16 protein-coding genes are annotated in these 15,161 nt (G+C 55.9%); 4 read left to right on the top strand and 12 right to left on the bottom strand.

Annotated features, from left to right (window positions below; translation table 11 throughout):
- The first annotated feature begins 37 nt into the window (after positions 1-37).
- Positions 38-754, top strand: a complete 717-nt coding sequence (locus N7V53_RS04965; RefSeq protein WP_279792442.1) for a GntR family transcriptional regulator — start codon at positions 38-40, stop codon at positions 752-754.
- A gap of 1 nt (position 755) precedes the next feature.
- On the opposite strand, the gene N7V53_RS04960 is transcribed toward N7V53_RS04965, so the two are convergent.
- Positions 756-1,955, bottom strand: a complete 1,200-nt coding sequence (locus tag N7V53_RS04960) for an enolase C-terminal domain-like protein (RefSeq protein WP_279792441.1) — start codon at positions 1,953-1,955, stop codon at positions 756-758.
- Between the two features lie 277 nt (positions 1,956-2,232).
- Between N7V53_RS04960 and N7V53_RS04955 the strand changes: the two genes are divergently transcribed.
- Positions 2,233-3,603 carry a PTS transporter subunit EIIC gene (locus tag N7V53_RS04955; protein WP_279792440.1) on the top strand — a complete coding sequence of 457 codons (1,371 nt, stop codon included), beginning with the start codon at positions 2,233-2,235 and terminating at the stop codon, positions 3,601-3,603.
- 1 nt (position 3,604) lies between these two features.
- Here the strand turns inward: N7V53_RS04955 and N7V53_RS04950 are convergent, their stop codons facing one another.
- From N7V53_RS04950 to N7V53_RS04935, 4 genes are read right to left on the bottom strand one after another with little or no spacing between them, the layout of a single operon-like run.
- Positions 3,605-4,264, bottom strand: a complete 660-nt coding sequence (locus N7V53_RS04950) for a methionine ABC transporter permease (RefSeq protein WP_164483653.1) — start codon at positions 4,262-4,264, stop codon at positions 3,605-3,607.
- On the bottom strand, positions 4,261-5,052 hold the full coding sequence (locus N7V53_RS04945; protein ID WP_279792439.1) for an ATP-binding cassette domain-containing protein: 792 nt from the start codon (positions 5,050-5,052) through the stop codon (positions 4,261-4,263). Before N7V53_RS04945 ends, N7V53_RS04950 begins: the two co-directional genes overlap by 4 nt.
- Complete coding sequence (locus tag N7V53_RS04940) at positions 5,049-5,855, bottom strand: MetQ/NlpA family ABC transporter substrate-binding protein (protein ID WP_279792437.1); 807 nt, start codon at positions 5,853-5,855, stop codon at positions 5,049-5,051. Before N7V53_RS04940 ends, N7V53_RS04945 begins: the two co-directional genes overlap by 4 nt.
- A gap of 22 nt (positions 5,856-5,877) precedes the next feature.
- The gene (locus N7V53_RS04935) at positions 5,878-6,906 is read right to left on the bottom strand and encodes an isopenicillin N synthase family oxygenase (RefSeq protein ID WP_279792435.1); all 1,029 of its coding nucleotides are present in this window, start codon (positions 6,904-6,906) and stop codon (positions 5,878-5,880) included.
- A 261-nt stretch (positions 6,907-7,167) separates the two neighbouring features.
- On the opposite strand from N7V53_RS04935, the gene N7V53_RS04930 reads away from it, so the two are divergent.
- Both N7V53_RS04930 and ykgO read left to right on the top strand, forming a co-directional pair.
- The gene (locus N7V53_RS04930) at positions 7,168-7,428 is read left to right on the top strand and encodes a type B 50S ribosomal protein L31 (RefSeq protein WP_279792433.1); all 261 of its coding nucleotides are present in this window, start codon (positions 7,168-7,170) and stop codon (positions 7,426-7,428) included.
- 3 nt (positions 7,429-7,431) lie between these two features.
- Positions 7,432-7,572, top strand: coding sequence for a type B 50S ribosomal protein L36 (ykgO, locus tag N7V53_RS04925; RefSeq protein ID WP_279792431.1), 141 nt, complete (start codon positions 7,432-7,434; stop codon positions 7,570-7,572).
- Here ykgO and N7V53_RS04920 read toward each other — a convergent pair.
- From N7V53_RS04920 to acrA, 7 genes are all read right to left on the bottom strand, one after another.
- Entirely contained in the window at positions 7,569-8,270 is a 702-nt protein-coding gene (locus N7V53_RS04920) for a GNAT family protein (protein WP_279792429.1), read from the bottom strand. The two genes, ykgO and N7V53_RS04920, sit on opposite strands and share 4 nt — an antisense overlap.
- A gap of 117 nt (positions 8,271-8,387) precedes the next feature.
- Positions 8,388-8,891, bottom strand: coding sequence for a YlaC family protein (locus N7V53_RS04915; protein ID WP_279792427.1), 504 nt, complete (start codon positions 8,889-8,891; stop codon positions 8,388-8,390).
- Positions 8,892-8,994: 103 nt separating this feature from the next.
- Positions 8,995-9,561 (bottom strand): maltose O-acetyltransferase, encoded by a 567-nt coding sequence (maa, locus tag N7V53_RS04910; RefSeq protein WP_279792425.1) that lies wholly within the window; start codon positions 9,559-9,561, stop codon positions 8,995-8,997.
- Between the two features lie 75 nt (positions 9,562-9,636).
- Entirely contained in the window at positions 9,637-9,855 is a 219-nt protein-coding gene (locus N7V53_RS04905) for an HHA domain-containing protein (protein WP_023478287.1), read from the bottom strand.
- Positions 9,856-9,878: 23 nt separating this feature from the next.
- The gene (gene tomB / locus N7V53_RS04900) at positions 9,879-10,253 is read right to left on the bottom strand and encodes an Hha toxicity modulator TomB (RefSeq protein ID WP_023478264.1); all 375 of its coding nucleotides are present in this window, start codon (positions 10,251-10,253) and stop codon (positions 9,879-9,881) included.
- Positions 10,254-10,784: 531 nt separating this feature from the next.
- Positions 10,785-13,934, bottom strand: a complete 3,150-nt coding sequence (gene acrB, locus N7V53_RS04895; RefSeq protein WP_279792421.1) for a multidrug efflux RND transporter permease subunit AcrB — start codon at positions 13,932-13,934, stop codon at positions 10,785-10,787.
- 22 nt (positions 13,935-13,956) lie between these two features.
- On the bottom strand, positions 13,957-15,156 hold the full coding sequence (gene acrA, locus N7V53_RS04890) for a multidrug efflux RND transporter periplasmic adaptor subunit AcrA (protein ID WP_279792420.1): 1,200 nt from the start codon (positions 15,154-15,156) through the stop codon (positions 13,957-13,959).
- Positions 15,157-15,161 lie beyond the last annotated feature (5 nt).

Below are 15,161 nucleotides of genomic sequence, written 5' to 3'. Positions count from 1 at the left end.
ACATGCGCCGGTAGCGGTTCGCGTTGGGAAGGGGTGGATGAAGAAAAAAGAGTTTGTCACGCAGGATCTGCTCAGCAAAATTTACCAGAACAGCGCGCCAGGCTCGCGCAAACTCCCCCCGGAGCGGCAGCTGGCGCAGGAGTATGGCGTGTCGCGTTTCACCATCCGCCAGGCGCTGGAGAAGCTTGCCAGCATCGGCGTGGTGCGCATTGTGCAGGGTTCCGGCATCTGGATTAATGAGCAGGCGCGCAACAATCCGCTGGTCTACAACTCGATCACCGAGAAGCGTTTCGATCAGATCCGCTTTCGCATGATAAGCCTGCATAAGAAGCGGCCGAACCGCGATGAGCAGCAGATCTTTGGCCTGAACGATGAGAGCTTTATCTGGCAGTTTTGCCGCCTGCGTTTTGTTGACGAGCAGGCGGTGCAGATTGAGATTTCACGTATGCCGGTCGAGGGTTTTGCCGATCTCAATCAGCAGGTGATTGAGCGCTCATTGCAGCAGTATGTATTAAGCAAGGGGTATCAAATTTCCCACCTGCTCACCACCTACCGGGCAGTGAACGTCAGCCGCGAGCAGGCCGCGCTGCTCGGCTGCAAAAAGGGCAGCCCGGCGATGCATATCAGCAACCGCGGCATTCTCGAAGGCGGCCAGGTCTACGAGATCAGCGACATTATCGATATCAACTACAGCTGTACCTATGTCATCCCGCATAACCGCGAAAACCTGACCTTCCGCCAGGGCGGCGGCTGAATTACGGCGTGTGCATGGTGCCGTCGGTGAGGCGGCTCTGCGTCCACTCATGGGTGCGGTAGGTGACGGGCCAGGCGCGTGCCTCCTCTTCATTAAACCCAACGCCGATGCCCGGTTTCTCCGGCGCATAGACAAAGCCGGCTTTCACCTGCGGCGCACCGGGGAAAACCGCATCTGTGGTGGCGGAGCGCGGGATATACTCCTGAATCGCGGCGTTATGCAGATGGATATTGAGATGGGTATTGACCGCCACCGCGATGGGCGTCATATCGCCCGGGCCGTGCCAGGCCAGGCGCACGCCGAAGGCCTGACAGAGCACCGCCAGCTTCAGCGCCGGGGTAATACCGCCAAGCTGCGAAATATGGCAGCGGATAAAGTCGATGCGGCGGTTCACAATCAGATCGTGCCACTCCGCCGGGTTGTTAAACAGCTCGCCCATCGCCAGCGGCGCGCTGCTGTGCTGGCGCACCTGATCGAGCCAGCCGCTCTGCGCGGGCGGCAGAATATCTTCAATAAAGTAGGGCTGATAAGGCTCAAGCTGCTTCGCCAGCTGCACCGCCTGCTGAGGGAAGAGGCGCTCATGCACGTCGTGCAGGATATGCAGGCTGTCGCCATACTTCTCGCGCAGCGCTTTAAACATGGCGACGGTGTTGCGCATGTACTCCTGCTGGTCGAAATAGGCACCCGGCGTCGGGTTTTCCGGCGTTTGCAGCTGCGAAGGCGTACCGCCGTAAAAACCAAGCTGGCAGCGCACATGGCGATATCCCTGCGCAACAAGCTTATCAACCGAGGTAAAGAGTTCATCGAGGGTTTCACCGCTGGCGTGGCTGTAGGCGGCGATAGCATCGCGGGATTTCCCACCCAACAGCTGATAGAGCGGCATCCCGGCGAGCTGGCCTTTGATATCCCACAGCGCCATATCAACACCGGAGATGGCGTTATTAAGGATCGGGCCGTTACGCCAGTAGGCGTTGACGCTCATCATCTGCCACAGATCTTCAATGTTATTGGCATCGCGACCAATCAGCAGCGGCTTCAGGTACTCATCCACCACCGTTTTGACCGCCAGCGGGCGCTGCTGAAAGGTCGCACAGCCGTGGCCGATGACACCTTTATCGGTTGTTACCCGCACGACGACCAGGTTATGCCTGTCGGGGCGGGTAATAAAACAGTCGATATTCTGGATAAGCGTTGGCGTCACGGGAACTCCTTTACAGCGAAATATAAGCGGGGAATGGCCACTATCTTCACCCTAATTTCGCCGCGAGGTAAACGCTTTTTTCGAATAAATATTTTGGTCAGCTTTCGCCTGTTAATGGAATTAAAAACCAGACCAATTTGCGCTTTGTTGCGTTAATGAATGCTTGATAGAAGCAAAGTGTGACGGATTTCATATTTTATTGGTTTGTTTTGCTCCCGGCATTTCTCTACCCTTGTTAGCAATCACTAAAACAACAACACATCCGGCAGGAGTTTTTATGGGCACGCAAGAAGCCATCACCAATATTATTCGCCTGGTGGGCGGGCGGGATAATATTCATAACGTCTGGCACTGTATGACGCGCCTGCGCTTCTCGTTGGTGGATGACAATAAAGTGGAGCAGGCGGAGATTAAAAAAGTGCCCGGCGTGCTGGGCGCGCAGCTGCAAAGCGACCAGTTCCAGATTGTGATTGGCCCGCAGGTCAACAGCTGGTACGAACAGCTTCTCGCCGCGCTGGGCGATGCGCCGACAGCACCGGCTGCGAAAGAGAGGGGGCGCAAAAGCCTGGTGTCGCTGTTTATGGATACGGTCTCCGGCGTCTTTGGGCCGATTGTGCCTGCCATTGCCGGTGCGGGGATGATCAAAGGGCTGCTGGCCGGGCTGATTGCCCTCAACGTCATCTCGGCGAAAAGCGATACGGTGATCGTTATCGATCTGATTGCCAGCGGCGTCTTCTACTTCCTGCCCTTTTTCCTCGCGGTCTCGGCGGCAAAAATATTCAAGACCAATGAATATCTGGCGGCAGCGGTCGCGGCCTGCCTGATGTACCCCTCGCTTATCGAGGCGGCGAAAGCGCTGGCGGCGCATCAGGAGGGGGCGGTCAGCGCCTTCTGGCTGCTTAACGCCATCCCGGTTTCCGTCTTTAACTACTCGGCAAGCGTGATCCCGGTGATCTTCTCGGTGCTGGCGCTCAGCTATATCCATCGCTGGGTGGACAGCATTATGCCGGAGGTGCTGAAGACTGTCTTTACGCCAACATTGACGCTGTTCCTCGGTGCGCTGGCAGCGCTGGTGGTGATTGGCCCCATCGGCATCTGGCTGGGTAAAGGGCTGGCGCTGTTTATTGAAGGGCTGTTCAGTATTTCGGCCAGTTTCGCCGGACTGGTGGTGGGCGCGATTCGCCCGGTGGCGATCCTCACCGGCATGCACCACGCCATGACGCCGATAGCGCTGCAAAACTTCAGCGATCGCGGGTATGACATGCTGATGCCGATGATGTTTATGGCCAATATGGCGATTGCTGGCTCGACCTTTGCCATCTGGCGCTTGAGTAAAGATCGCCAGGAGAAGAGCGTCAGCTTGTCGGCGGCCATTTCGGCGTTGCTCGGCATTACCGAACCGGCGCTGTTTGGTGTCTTAACGCGCTACAAAAAAGCCTTTATCGCCGCCACCGTCGCCAGTTCCCTGGCCTCGGCGTTTATCGCCTTCTTCGGCGTGCGGCTCTACGGTTATATTTTGTCGAGCATCTTCAGCCTGCCGGCCTACATTGGCCCCTACTTTATCTTTGCGCTGTCGGGCGTGGCGATTGCGCTGGTGCTCTCCTTTGCGCTCACCACGCTGCTGCTGGCGAAAGAGGCGCAAAAATAGCTTAACGTCGGTGCGCCAGGCGGCGCACCAGCCTCTCTCCTGCCATCTGTACGCCCTGCACCAGCACCACCAGGATCACCACCGTTCCAACCATCACCTGATCGTTAAAGCGTTGATAACCGTAGCGGATGGCAAGATCGCCGAGCCCGCCGCCGCCAATGACTCCCGCCATCGACGAGAAACCGATCAGCATTACCACCGTCAGCGTAATGCTCGCCAGCAGCGAGGGGAGCGCTTCGGGCAGCAGCGCTTTGCCAATCACATGCCACAGGTTGCCACCCATCGAGAGGATCGCTTCGATACGGCCATACTCCACCTCATCAAGGGCGTTTTCGGTTAAGCGCGCAAAGAAGGGAAAGGCACCGATGGTGATCGGCACAATCGCCGCCGTGCTGCCCAGCGTGGTGCCAATCAACAGGCGCGTGAAGGGGATCAGCGCAATCAGCAGCACAATAAAGGGCAGCGAGCGGCCGACATTGACGATGCTGCCGAGTACGGCATTCAGCGTCGGCATCGGTGCCAGGCCATTGCGCCGCGAGATAAATAACAGCACGCCAAGCGGCAGGCCAATCAGCACCGTAAAGAGTGCCGCCAGCCCGACCATATAGAGCGTCTCCAGCGTGCCGTTCGCCAGCAGCGGCCAGAGTTCGTCCCAGCTCATGCCACCACGCATAATGGCCTCCCGTTAAAGCCGTGGCGGGCAAGAAACGCCTGCTCGCTTTGCGGATCGTGTAACAGCGACTGGCGCAGTTTCGAGCGCGGCGTCATCAGCAGATCGGCGATTTTGCCATGCTCAATCAGCTTGCCATCCTCCAGCAGTGCCGCGTGATCGCAGAGGGTTTTCACCACCTCCAGCTCATGGGTGATCAGCACAATCGTCAGGTTCAGCTTCTGGTTGATATCCGCCAGCAGCGATAGCACCGAGGCGGTGGTGTGCGGATCGAGGGCGCTGGTCGCTTCATCGCACAATAGCACCTGCGGCCGGGTAGCCAGCGCGCGGGCAATGCCGACGCGCTGCTTCTGCCCGCCAGAAAGCTGCGAAGGGTAAGCGTGTGCTTTATCGCTCAACCCCACCAGCCACAGCAGTTCCTCAATGCGTGACTGGCGCTGCGCTTTCGGCACGCCGGCAATCTCCAGCGGCACGGCGATGTTTTGCGCCACCGTGCGCGCATGAAGAAGATTGAAGTGCTGGAAAATCATGCCGGTACGCAGGCGGTGCGCGCGCAGCCCGGCGTTATCAAGCCGGGTGATATCGCAGCCGTCGACGATAATGCGGCCCGTCGTGGGCCGCTCCAGCAGATTCAGGCAGCGGATCAGCGTGCTTTTTCCCGCACCGCTGCGCCCAAGGATGCCGTAGATCGCCCCCTTCGGTACGTTAAGCGAGAGATCCTTTAATGCCGGTCGGCCTGTTCCGGCATAGATTTTACTCAGCCCTTCGATGGTAATCATGACTGCGGCGCGACCGGGATCACCGAACCGTGATAACGCTTGCGAATAAACTCGGCCACCTGCGGCGAAGTGAGATCTTTAGCCAGCGCTTTGATTCGCGGATCATTGGCAAGCTGTGGCGTGGTGACCAGAATATTGGCGTAGGGGTTATGATCCGCGCTCTCCAGCCCCAGCGCATCTTTTGCCGGCGTTAGACCCGCTTCCAGCGCATAGTTGCCGTTGATTACCGCCAAATCGACATCATCCAGCGAGCGCGGGATCTGCGGGGATTCGATCTCAAGGATCTTCAGGTGTTTCGGGTTTTCAGCAATATTTTTCGGCGTCGCCTGGGTGGTGGCCGGATCGGTAAATTTAGCGTCGAGTTTTATCAGCCCCTGGCTTTGCAGCAGAAACAGCGCGCGGCTGAGGTTGGTGGGATTATTGGGCACGGCAACGGTGGCGTTATCCGGCAGCGAAGTAAAGTTTTTGTATTTGCGCGAGTAGATGCCAAGCGGCTCGATATGCACCGTCGCCGCCACGGCAAATGGCTTGCCCAGCACTTTTTCCTGATCTTTCAGATAGGGCAGGTGCTGGAAGTAGTTGGCGTCGACGTCGCCATTCGCCAGCAGCTCGTTGGCATTGGCGCCGTTGCTCAGCTCGACGACTTGCAGATCGAGTTTCGGATCGAGGGTTTTAATGTAGTTGAGGATCTCGGCGTGCGGCACCGGGTCGGCGGCGACACGTAAGGGAGCGGCCTGGGCGGCGAAGCCCGCCAGCGAGAGAGACAGCGCGGCACCTGCCAGCGTCAATGCGACATATTTCATGGTGTATTCCTTGTAGTTAGGGTCAGGCGATCAGCTGTTCTGTGCGGCTACGCAGCACATCCCGGTAGTAACGTTCCGCCACGTCCGGGTGGGATCGCAGGCGGCCTTTCAGGTAGTTCCAGCCTACATCGCGCAGAAGCGGGTTGAGCGGATCGCTCTCCGGCCCGCGCGCCTCCTCTGCCAGATGAGGGGGGAGGGTGTAGAGCGGCACATTGGCTTCCAGCTGCGCGCCGAGGAAAAAGGCGATGGAGAGCCGCTCGCGATCGGCCGGTGGGGAAACAACCCGGTGCACCGTGGCGCGCAGATAGCCGTTAGTCGCCAGTTCCAGCAGTTCGCCGATATTGACCACGAAGCTGCCAGCTAGCGGTGCGGCATCGATCCAGCGACCGGGCGCGACCTCGACCTGTAACCCTTTTTGCTCATCCTGTAGCAGGAAGCTGAGGAAACCGGAATCTTTATGCGCCCCGACGCCCTGCGCGCTCTGCGTGGCGTGCTGGCCCGGATAGCGGATCAGTTTGATGTGCTCGTTGGGCTTGCTGCCATACAGTTCGTCAAACGCATCGGCGGGAAGTTGCAGCGCTTCGGCAAAGGCGCGCAGCAGGCGCAGCGCCATCGATGTCATGGCGCGCTGCCACTCAAGCAGGGCCGGTTTCAGCGTCGGTAAGGCCTCTGGCCATAAGTTTGGCCCCTGTAACCGCCGCCAGCGCGGATCGCTGTCGCTCAGTAACAGCGCCGGGCGCTCGGCGCCGATATCGAACTGTTCACGCCAGTCCGGCTGGCCGCGGGTGATCTCCGATGCAGCGCGGTTGTAGCCGCGAAAGTGGGGCGAGTGGATCATCGCTACCTGCTCTTTTTGCCCCTCGGTGAGGGCGAAAAAGCGGCGGGCTTCATGCTGCACGGTATCCTGTAGAACGTCGTCAACACCGTGGTTAATCAGGTAGAAAAAGCCGATGTCGCGCGCGGCGTGGCGCAGGTCGGCGAGGAAGGCATCGCGTTCAGCGCTGCTGGTATAACGGGCGAGATCGAGAACCGGTAAGGTGGCTGCGTTCACTGTTTTCTCCGCAAATAGTCGATAAAGGGGGATGTGTCAGGTTCAGGGTTGGGCGGCAACAACAACGCATGATCGTCTCCTGTTAGCGGGTTTTACTCAGCTTGCCTCAGGCGAGAAAATTGAACCAATAACCTTCTTTTCTAATTTATGACCGCGCAGGATCATGTGCTTTTGCGAAAAACGCATAACGCGCGCTGCTTGAAATGGCGACACATCTCCGATAGACTTTTGTTATGTTATAACAAAACAGATGAGTGAATTATGCGACCTGATATCCATCCCCATTACCGCACCGTGGTGTTTCACGACACCAGCGCCAACGAATACTTCAAAGTGGGTTCGACCATCCGAACGGATCGGGAAATTGAGCTTGAAGGGGTGAAATATCCCTATATCACCATTGAGGTCTCGTCTGCGTCGCACCCTTACTACACCGGTAAGCAGAAAGTGATCTCCACTGAAGGCAGCGCGGCGCGGTTCCAGCAGCGCTATGGCCGGTTCTTTAACGATAAGAAGGCGTAAACCATGCAGGTACTCAATTCATTGCGCAGCGCAAAGCAACGCCACCCTAACTGCCAGATTGTCCGGCGCAAGGGGCGTATCTATGTGATTTGCAAATCGAACCCGCGCTTTAAAGCGGTGCAGGGTAAGAAGAAGAGACGTTAAGCGCGAAGCGATGCCAGCGAAGCGCGCTGCTTGCCGTCGGCGGTAAAGTTATCGGCGGCAAGCCAGCGTTGCAACGCCTGGTCAACGGCGGGCCACTCGCCATCAATAATCGAAAACCAGTCCGTATCGCGGTTATGCCCTTTACGCACCATCGCCTGGCGAAAGCGTCCCTCAAACTGGAAGCCTAGCCGCAACGCAGCCTGGCGCGACGGTTCATTCAGGCTGTGGCATTTCCACTCATAGCGGCGATAGCCGAGCGTACTAAAGGCGTAACGCATTAACAGCCAGTGCGCTTCCGTTGACGCTGGCGTGCGGCTGAGCAGCGGCGAAAAATGCACGTGTCCCACCTCCATCACCCCATTCTCGGTATCAATACGCATCAGCGCCAGGCTGCCGACCGGTTTGCCGGTGCGCAGATCGATCACCGCAAAATGGATGGGATCGCGCAGCGCACAGTTGCTCTCAACCCAGTGAAGATACTCCGCTTCGTTTTTTTCTGGCTCGCGGGTGAGCCAGGTCCAGCTTCGGTTATCCGGCGCCTGCTGGTGCGCCTGAAACAGCGCGGCAGCATGATCGACGTTAAGCGGTTCAAGGCGGCAGAAACGGCCTTCAAAAGTGAGACGTTGCGGAAAAGGGCGGGGCTGCCAGTCGGGCAGGGCTTCGCCGACAGGTTGTTGATATTGATTCAGCTGAGTCATCGTTTCTCCTTGAGAAGGCGGGTGGCGGTCGGGTTTTATCAGACCACAAATCGCAAAGGAGAGATATTCCTGAAAAAGAGGGAGGAGCGTGCCGCGCTGTTACGCGCGGCAGCATGCTTAACCGGCAGAGTGCTGAGCCACCGACGCGGTGGGCTGCGCAGAGGCCGGGCGGGTGAGGGTGTAAATGTCGTAAAACGACAGATCGCCTTTACGCGTTATCATCTTTTCCAGCTGGGCTTTCTCTTCAGCGCTGACTTTCGGCGACTGCATAATGGCGTCGATCAGGCTTTGCGGCACAAAGCGGGTGTTATACCACTCGCCGTTGTAGCAGACGCGGAAGTCGAGCACGTCGATATCTTCAAAGTGATAGCGCGGGTAGACATCAAAGAAGAAGAAACCGTTCAGAACGATGAAAAGCACCACCAGCAGCCAGACGGAGCCGATAAGGGTGTCGGACAGCAGCATCACCGCCAGGGTCGCAAAAAAGGCCAGATACATGCCGATAAACAGACCCGGATGGTTGCGAATAAAACTGATGCTGAAGCGCGGTCGGTTGTCCCGTTTCTCGCGCTGGTTGATCTCTTCAATCGTTTCGGTGAGCAGCCGCTGTATTTCTGTCATCTTGGGCCTTTATTGATACTGATTTGCAGGTGGACACGCTATTTTAAGTTGCCGTCCAGTGTGAAAAAAGTAACAGTTCTGCCACAAAAAAAGATAACAGTTACTAAACGGTTGCTTCGGTCAGATGTTTGATAATGCGTGCCGGATTGCCGCCGACCACCACATTAGCAGGTACATCTTTCACCACCACCGCGCCGGAGGCAATCACGGCGTTATCGCCGATGGTGACGCCCGGATTAATTACCGCGCGTCCGCCAATCCACACATTGTGACCAATGTGAACGGGCTTGCCATATTCCACACCGCTGTTTCGCTCAACAGGATCGAGCGGGTGCGTCGCCGTATAGATATGAACGCCCGGGGCCAGCATGCAGTTATCGCCAATATGAATCGGGCAGACATCCAGCATTACGCAATCGAAATTAGCGTAAAAGCTTTCACCAAGGAAAATATTGTAACCGTAGTCGCAGCGGAAAGTGGGCTCGATATAAGCTCCTTCACTCTGCCCGAGCAGATCGGCAAGAATCGCTTTACGTTCTGCTTTTTCATCCGGGCTGGAGTGATTGTAACGGTGCAGCAGCTGCCGCGCGCGCAGCCGATCGGCGCGCAGAGTGTCGTCGCCCGCCCGGTAGGGAAGACCGGCGATCATTTTCTGTTTTTCATCATTCATTTTTTAGAGTGTACCTGGTACGGAGGTTGAACGATTGACTGTGGCAGAAATAACATCTCTTAACATTGAGAAGAATTAGCGAACAAATTTCCACACCGACGAGGGGATTTTGTCATAAAGCTTATTCATGGTCAGTTCAGCCAGACGATGATCGGCCGCTGAATAAAACACGGTAAGCTCATCGTCGGTCAGTTCGTATTTATTTTTTTCAATAACGCGTTCGAGCGTATCAATTGATTGGCAGCGCCTTAAACGCATCAAATAATCAATTTTTGTTAATGGTTTTTCGGACATGTCTTCACCTTAGTGTTGAAAAATTAACAAGAGTGGCTTACTGGATTAGCCTTGCTTACATTGTCGAAACTGCGAAACAGCTTACCGCCTGTTTTACGCCATTTCTGTAAGTCGTGTGTATTAATACCGTAACTGCTGAACAACATAAACGTGTCATCAAGGTATTCGTCGATCAATTCAATCAGTTTATTATCTTTATCGTGCTTAATTTTATAATTCAGCGCGAAGGTTGCAATATGCTCAATCAGCTCATTTAACTGCAGGTTGATGGCTGATGTGGGGTCGTTAACCCATCCATGATGGCTCTCTTCCAGATTGGCGAGGCACTCCTGGTGCAACGATTCGCAGAGAAATTTAAGCTGCGCAATATCATGCCTTTTCGGCGAGTATTCGTCCATAACGCATCCCCTTCTGAGTGGTAATTTTTTTACTAACCAAAGGCTGATTCAGGATGGGAACTTCTGCTCTGACCAGAGACATATGCTGATTTATGTTCGTTGATATAACTATAAGCCACTATGAATAGGATTTCATTGAGCTATCACGAAAAATTACAAATAATATCTTTTCCTGCGGTAAAAGCGGCGCGGCACAGAGAAAAGTAGCGATGCGAATCGTCTCATCAGGCTAAGTAAGTCATCTTACTGCCTTACAATTCATTAAGTTAGCATGAGTCCGATTATTCCACTTATAAGAATATTTTTCTGCCAGGATTTTTCTGACTTAAAGTAATATTAAGAGAAATTAAGATTATTACTGGAAAATATAGCACATTCGCAAATACACAGTGATTATATGCCTTAATGGTAACGCATAAATTAATCACTTAAACAATAACGTATTTAATGATCCGATGAGTTGGAAAGCACAACGCTGTAAAAAAGAAAAAGGCCGCTATGCGCGGCCTTTTCTTATATCAGCAGAGAGGATCAGTGCTGTTCAACCTTGTGGCTGTGTTCAACATCTTCGCTGCGGCGGCTGAAGCGGCGGCGAACCACCACAAAGAATACCGGAACAAAGAAGATGGCCAGCACGGTCGCGGTGATCATCCCGCCCATTACGCCAGTACCGACGGCGTTCTGCGCGCCGGAGCCCGCACCGGTACTGATAACCAGCGGCAGTACCCCAAGGATAAACGCCAGCGAGGTCATCAGAATCGGACGCAGACGCATACGGACCGCCTCAAGCGTCGCTTCAATCAGCCCTTTGCCCTCTTTATCCATCAGATCTTTGGCGAATTCGACGATAAGTATCGCGTTCTTCGCCGACAAGCCAATGGTTGTCAGCAGGCCCACCTGGAAGTAAACGTCGTTGCCAAGACCGCGGAACGTCGCAGCGAGCAGGGCACCGATAACGCCAAGCGGAACCACCAGCATCACCGAGAACGGAATCGACCAGCTCTCATAGAGCGCCGCCAGACAGAGGAAGACGACGATCAGCGAAATGGCGTACAGCGCCGGTGCCTGGTTGCCGGAGAGGCGTTCCTGATAGGACATGCCGGTCCAGTCAAAACCGATGCCGGTTGGCAATTTACTTGCCAGCTGCTCCATCAGATCCATCGCTTCACCGGTACTGCGGCCCGGTGCAGCCTGGCCCAGCAGTTCCATTGACGGCAGACCGTTGTAACGCTCCAGACGCGGTGAACCATACTCCCAGTGCGTGGTGGAGAACGCGGAGAAGGGCACCATCTGACCGTCCGTTGCGCGCACATACCAGTTGCCAATATCGTTTGGCAGCATGCGGTATTGCGCCTGCGACATAACGTAAACCTTCTTCACACGACCGCGGTCGATAAAGTCGTTCACGTAGCTGCCGCCCCAGGCTGCGCCCAGCGTGGTGTTGATGTCGCTAATCGACACGCCCAGCGCCTGCGCTTTCTCCTGATCGATATCGATCTTGAACTGCGGCGTATCTTCCAGACCGTTCGGACGCACGCCCACCAGCAGATCCGGATGCTGCGCAATCTCGCCAAACAGCTGGTTACGCGCCTGCGTTAACTTATCGTGACCGAGGTTAGCCTGGTCAATCAGCTGGAAGTCGAAGCCGGTTGCGGTACCCAGTTCAACAATTGCCGGCAGGTTAAAGGCGAAGACCATCGCATCTTTAATCTGTGAGAAGTGCGCGCTGGCACGACCTGCAATCGCCGGAACTTTGTTCTCTTCACCCGCACGCTCGTCCCAGTTTTTCAGCGAAACGAACGCCAGACCGGTATTCTGCCCGCGGCCCGAGAAGCCGAAGCCGTTAACGGTAAAGACCGAGTTAACGTTGGCTTTCTCATTCTCCAGATAGTATTTCGTCACTTCGTCCAGCACCTTCTGCGTACGCTCTTGCGTCGCGCCGGCAGGCAACTGGGCCATGGTCAGAAACACGCCCTGGTCTTCATCAGGCAGGAACGAACTCGGCAGACGAACAAACAGCACCGCCATGCCCGCAACGATAACGATATAGAGCAGCAGATAACGACCGGTGCTGCGCAGGATATTACCTACGCTGTCGGTGTAGTGGTGCGTGCTCTTATCGAACATGCGGTTAAACCAGCCGAAGAAGCCTTTTTTATGCTCGCCGTGATCGCCTTTGGCGACCGGTTTCAGCATGGTGGCGCAGAGTGCCGGCGTCAGGATCAGCGCGACAATTACCGACAGCACCATCGCCGAAACAATGGTAATGGAGAACTGACGATAGATTGCGCCGGTAGAGCCGCCGAAGAAGGCCATCGGAATAAATACCGCCGACAGCACCAGCGCAATACCGACCAGCGCGCCCTGAATCTGATCCATCGAACGCCGGGTTGCCTCTTTTGGCGGCAGACCCTCTTCCATCATCACACGTTCGACGTTCTCCACCACCACGATGGCGTCATCCACCAACAGGCCTATCGCCAGCACCATACCAAACATGGTGAGGGTGTTTATCGAGTAGCCGAAGGCATTAAGGATGGCAAAGGTACCCAGCAGCACCACCGGCACCGCAATGGTCGGGATCAGCGTCGCGCGGAAGTTCTGCAGGAACAGATACATGACCAGGAAGACCAGCACGATCGCTTCAACCAGCGTTTTAACCACTTCGTTAATCGAGATCTTAACGAACGGGGTGGTGTCGTACGGGTAAACCACTTTCAGACCGTGCGGGAAGAAAGGTTCGAGACCGGCAATGGTCGCGCGTACTGCTTCTGCGGTATCCAGCGCGTTCGCACCGGTTGCCAGTTTGATACCTAAGCCCGCCGCTGGTTGACCGTTGTAGCGTGCGACAACGTCATAGCTTTCGCCGCCCAGCTCAATCTTCGCCACGTCGCGCAGGCGAACCTGCGAGCCATCGCTGTTCACTTTCAGCAGGATTTTGCCAAACTCGTCGGTCGAGGTAAGACGGGTCTGCGCGATGATCGAGGCGTTCAGCTGCTGCCCTTTCACCGGCGGCGTACCGCCCAACTGCCCGGCCGCGACCTGGGCGTTCTGCGCTTTGATAGCCGTGATCACGTCAACTGGCGTCAGCTGGAAGTTATTGAGTTTGTTCGGGTCCATCCAGATACGCATCGCATACTGCGCGCCGAATAGCTGAACGTCACCCACGCCTTTGGTACGGCTGACCGGATCTTTAATGGTCGCGCCCACATAGTCGGCAATATCTTCCTGCTTCATTGAGCCGTCGGTACTGATCATACCAAGCACCATCAGGAAGCTACTGGAAGATTTCTCAACGCTCACGCCCTGTTGCTGCACTTCCTGCGGCAGAAGCGGCATCGCCAGCTGCAGTTTGTTCTGCACCTGAACCTGCGCGATATCCGCATCAGTACCGGAATCAAAGGTGATGGTGATCTGGACCGTACCAGAGGAGTCACTGGTTGAGGACATATAAAGGAGGTTATCGATACCGTTCATGTTCTGTTCGATAACCTGCGTTACGGTGTCCTGCACCGTTTTCGCATCAGCACCCGGGTAAGAAGCGGTGATCTGAACCGCAGGTGGCGCAATCGTTGGATACTGCGCCACCGGCAATTTGAGGATCGATAGCGCCCCCGCCAGCATGATGATAATCGCGATAACCCACGCAAATATGGGGCGATCGATAAAAAACTTAGCCATGTCTTAACGGCTCCTGTTTAAGTTAAGACTTCGGTTGCTCTGACTGGCCGTTGGCCTGGGCTTGCTCTTTCTTGTCAGATGTCACTTCCTGGGCCTTGACCTGCACGCCAGGTTTGACTTTTTGTAACCCTTCGATGATCACTCGATCGCCGCTTTTCAGGCCATCGGTAACCAGCCACTTGTCGCCAATGGCCTGGGTCGCGGTGATATTGCGGATTTCAACTTTGTCGCCTTCACCCACCACCATCGCCGTTGCGTCACCGCGCGGCGTACGGGTCACACCCTGTTGCGGAACCAGCAGGGCGTTCGGGTTAACCCCTTCTTCCAGCTTGGCGCGCACGAACATGCCCGGCAGCAGCGTGTGGTCCGGGTTCGGGAACACGGCGCGCAGGGTGATTGAACCGGTGGTCTGATCGACGGTTACGCCCGAGAATTCAAGGGTACCGGACTGGTCATACTTCATGCCGTCGTTGGTCACCAGTTCCACTTTCGCTTTGCCGTTATCCTGCTTCAGCGAACCGCTAGCCATCTCCTGCTTGAGGCGCAGGAAATCGTTGCTGGACTGGGTGACATCGACATAGATCGGGTCAAGCTGCTGCACGGTGGTCAGCGCAGTGGTTTGCCCGCTCTGCACCAGCGCACCTTCGGTAACGGTAGAGGTACCTGTACGGCCGCTAATTGGGGAGGTGACTTTGGTGTAAGCCAGGTTGATGCGCGCGTTCTCGACCGCAGCTTTCGCGGCGATAACTGAGGCGTTTGCCTGCTGCGCGTCCGCCTGCGCCGTATCGTAATCCTGTTGGCTGATGTACTTGGTGCCCAACAGTTTCTTATAACGGTTCAGGGTCATCTGCGCGATATTCGCCGCCGCCTGCGCTTTGGCTAAATCGCCTTTCGCGCTGTCGTAGGCAGCCTGATAGGTTGCTGGATCAATTTGATAGAGCGAGACACCCGCTTCGACGTCACTGCCTTCGGTGAAGTTGCGCTTCAAAATAATGCCGCTAACCTGCGGACGGACTTCAGCAATGCGATATGCAGTGGTGCGACCCGGCAGCTCGGTGGTGATCTGCAGAGGTGCCGCTTTCACTGTTACCACGCCGACTTCCGGCGCCTGGCCGGCTCCCTGCTGCTGCTGCGCAGGTTTATCGTCACATCCTGTAAGCGCTAAGCTGCCCGAAAGCATCAGAACGACCGCCAGAGGCGTTAGCCCTCTGTTTATGTTCATAAGTA

The sequence above is a fragment of the Kosakonia sp. HypNH10 genome (genome assembly GCF_029850615.1).
Taxonomy (GTDB): domain Bacteria; phylum Pseudomonadota; class Gammaproteobacteria; order Enterobacterales; family Enterobacteriaceae; genus Kosakonia; species Kosakonia cowanii.
Note: the sequence above shows the minus strand (reverse complement) of the source record. Positions and strands in the feature narration are given on the sequence as shown.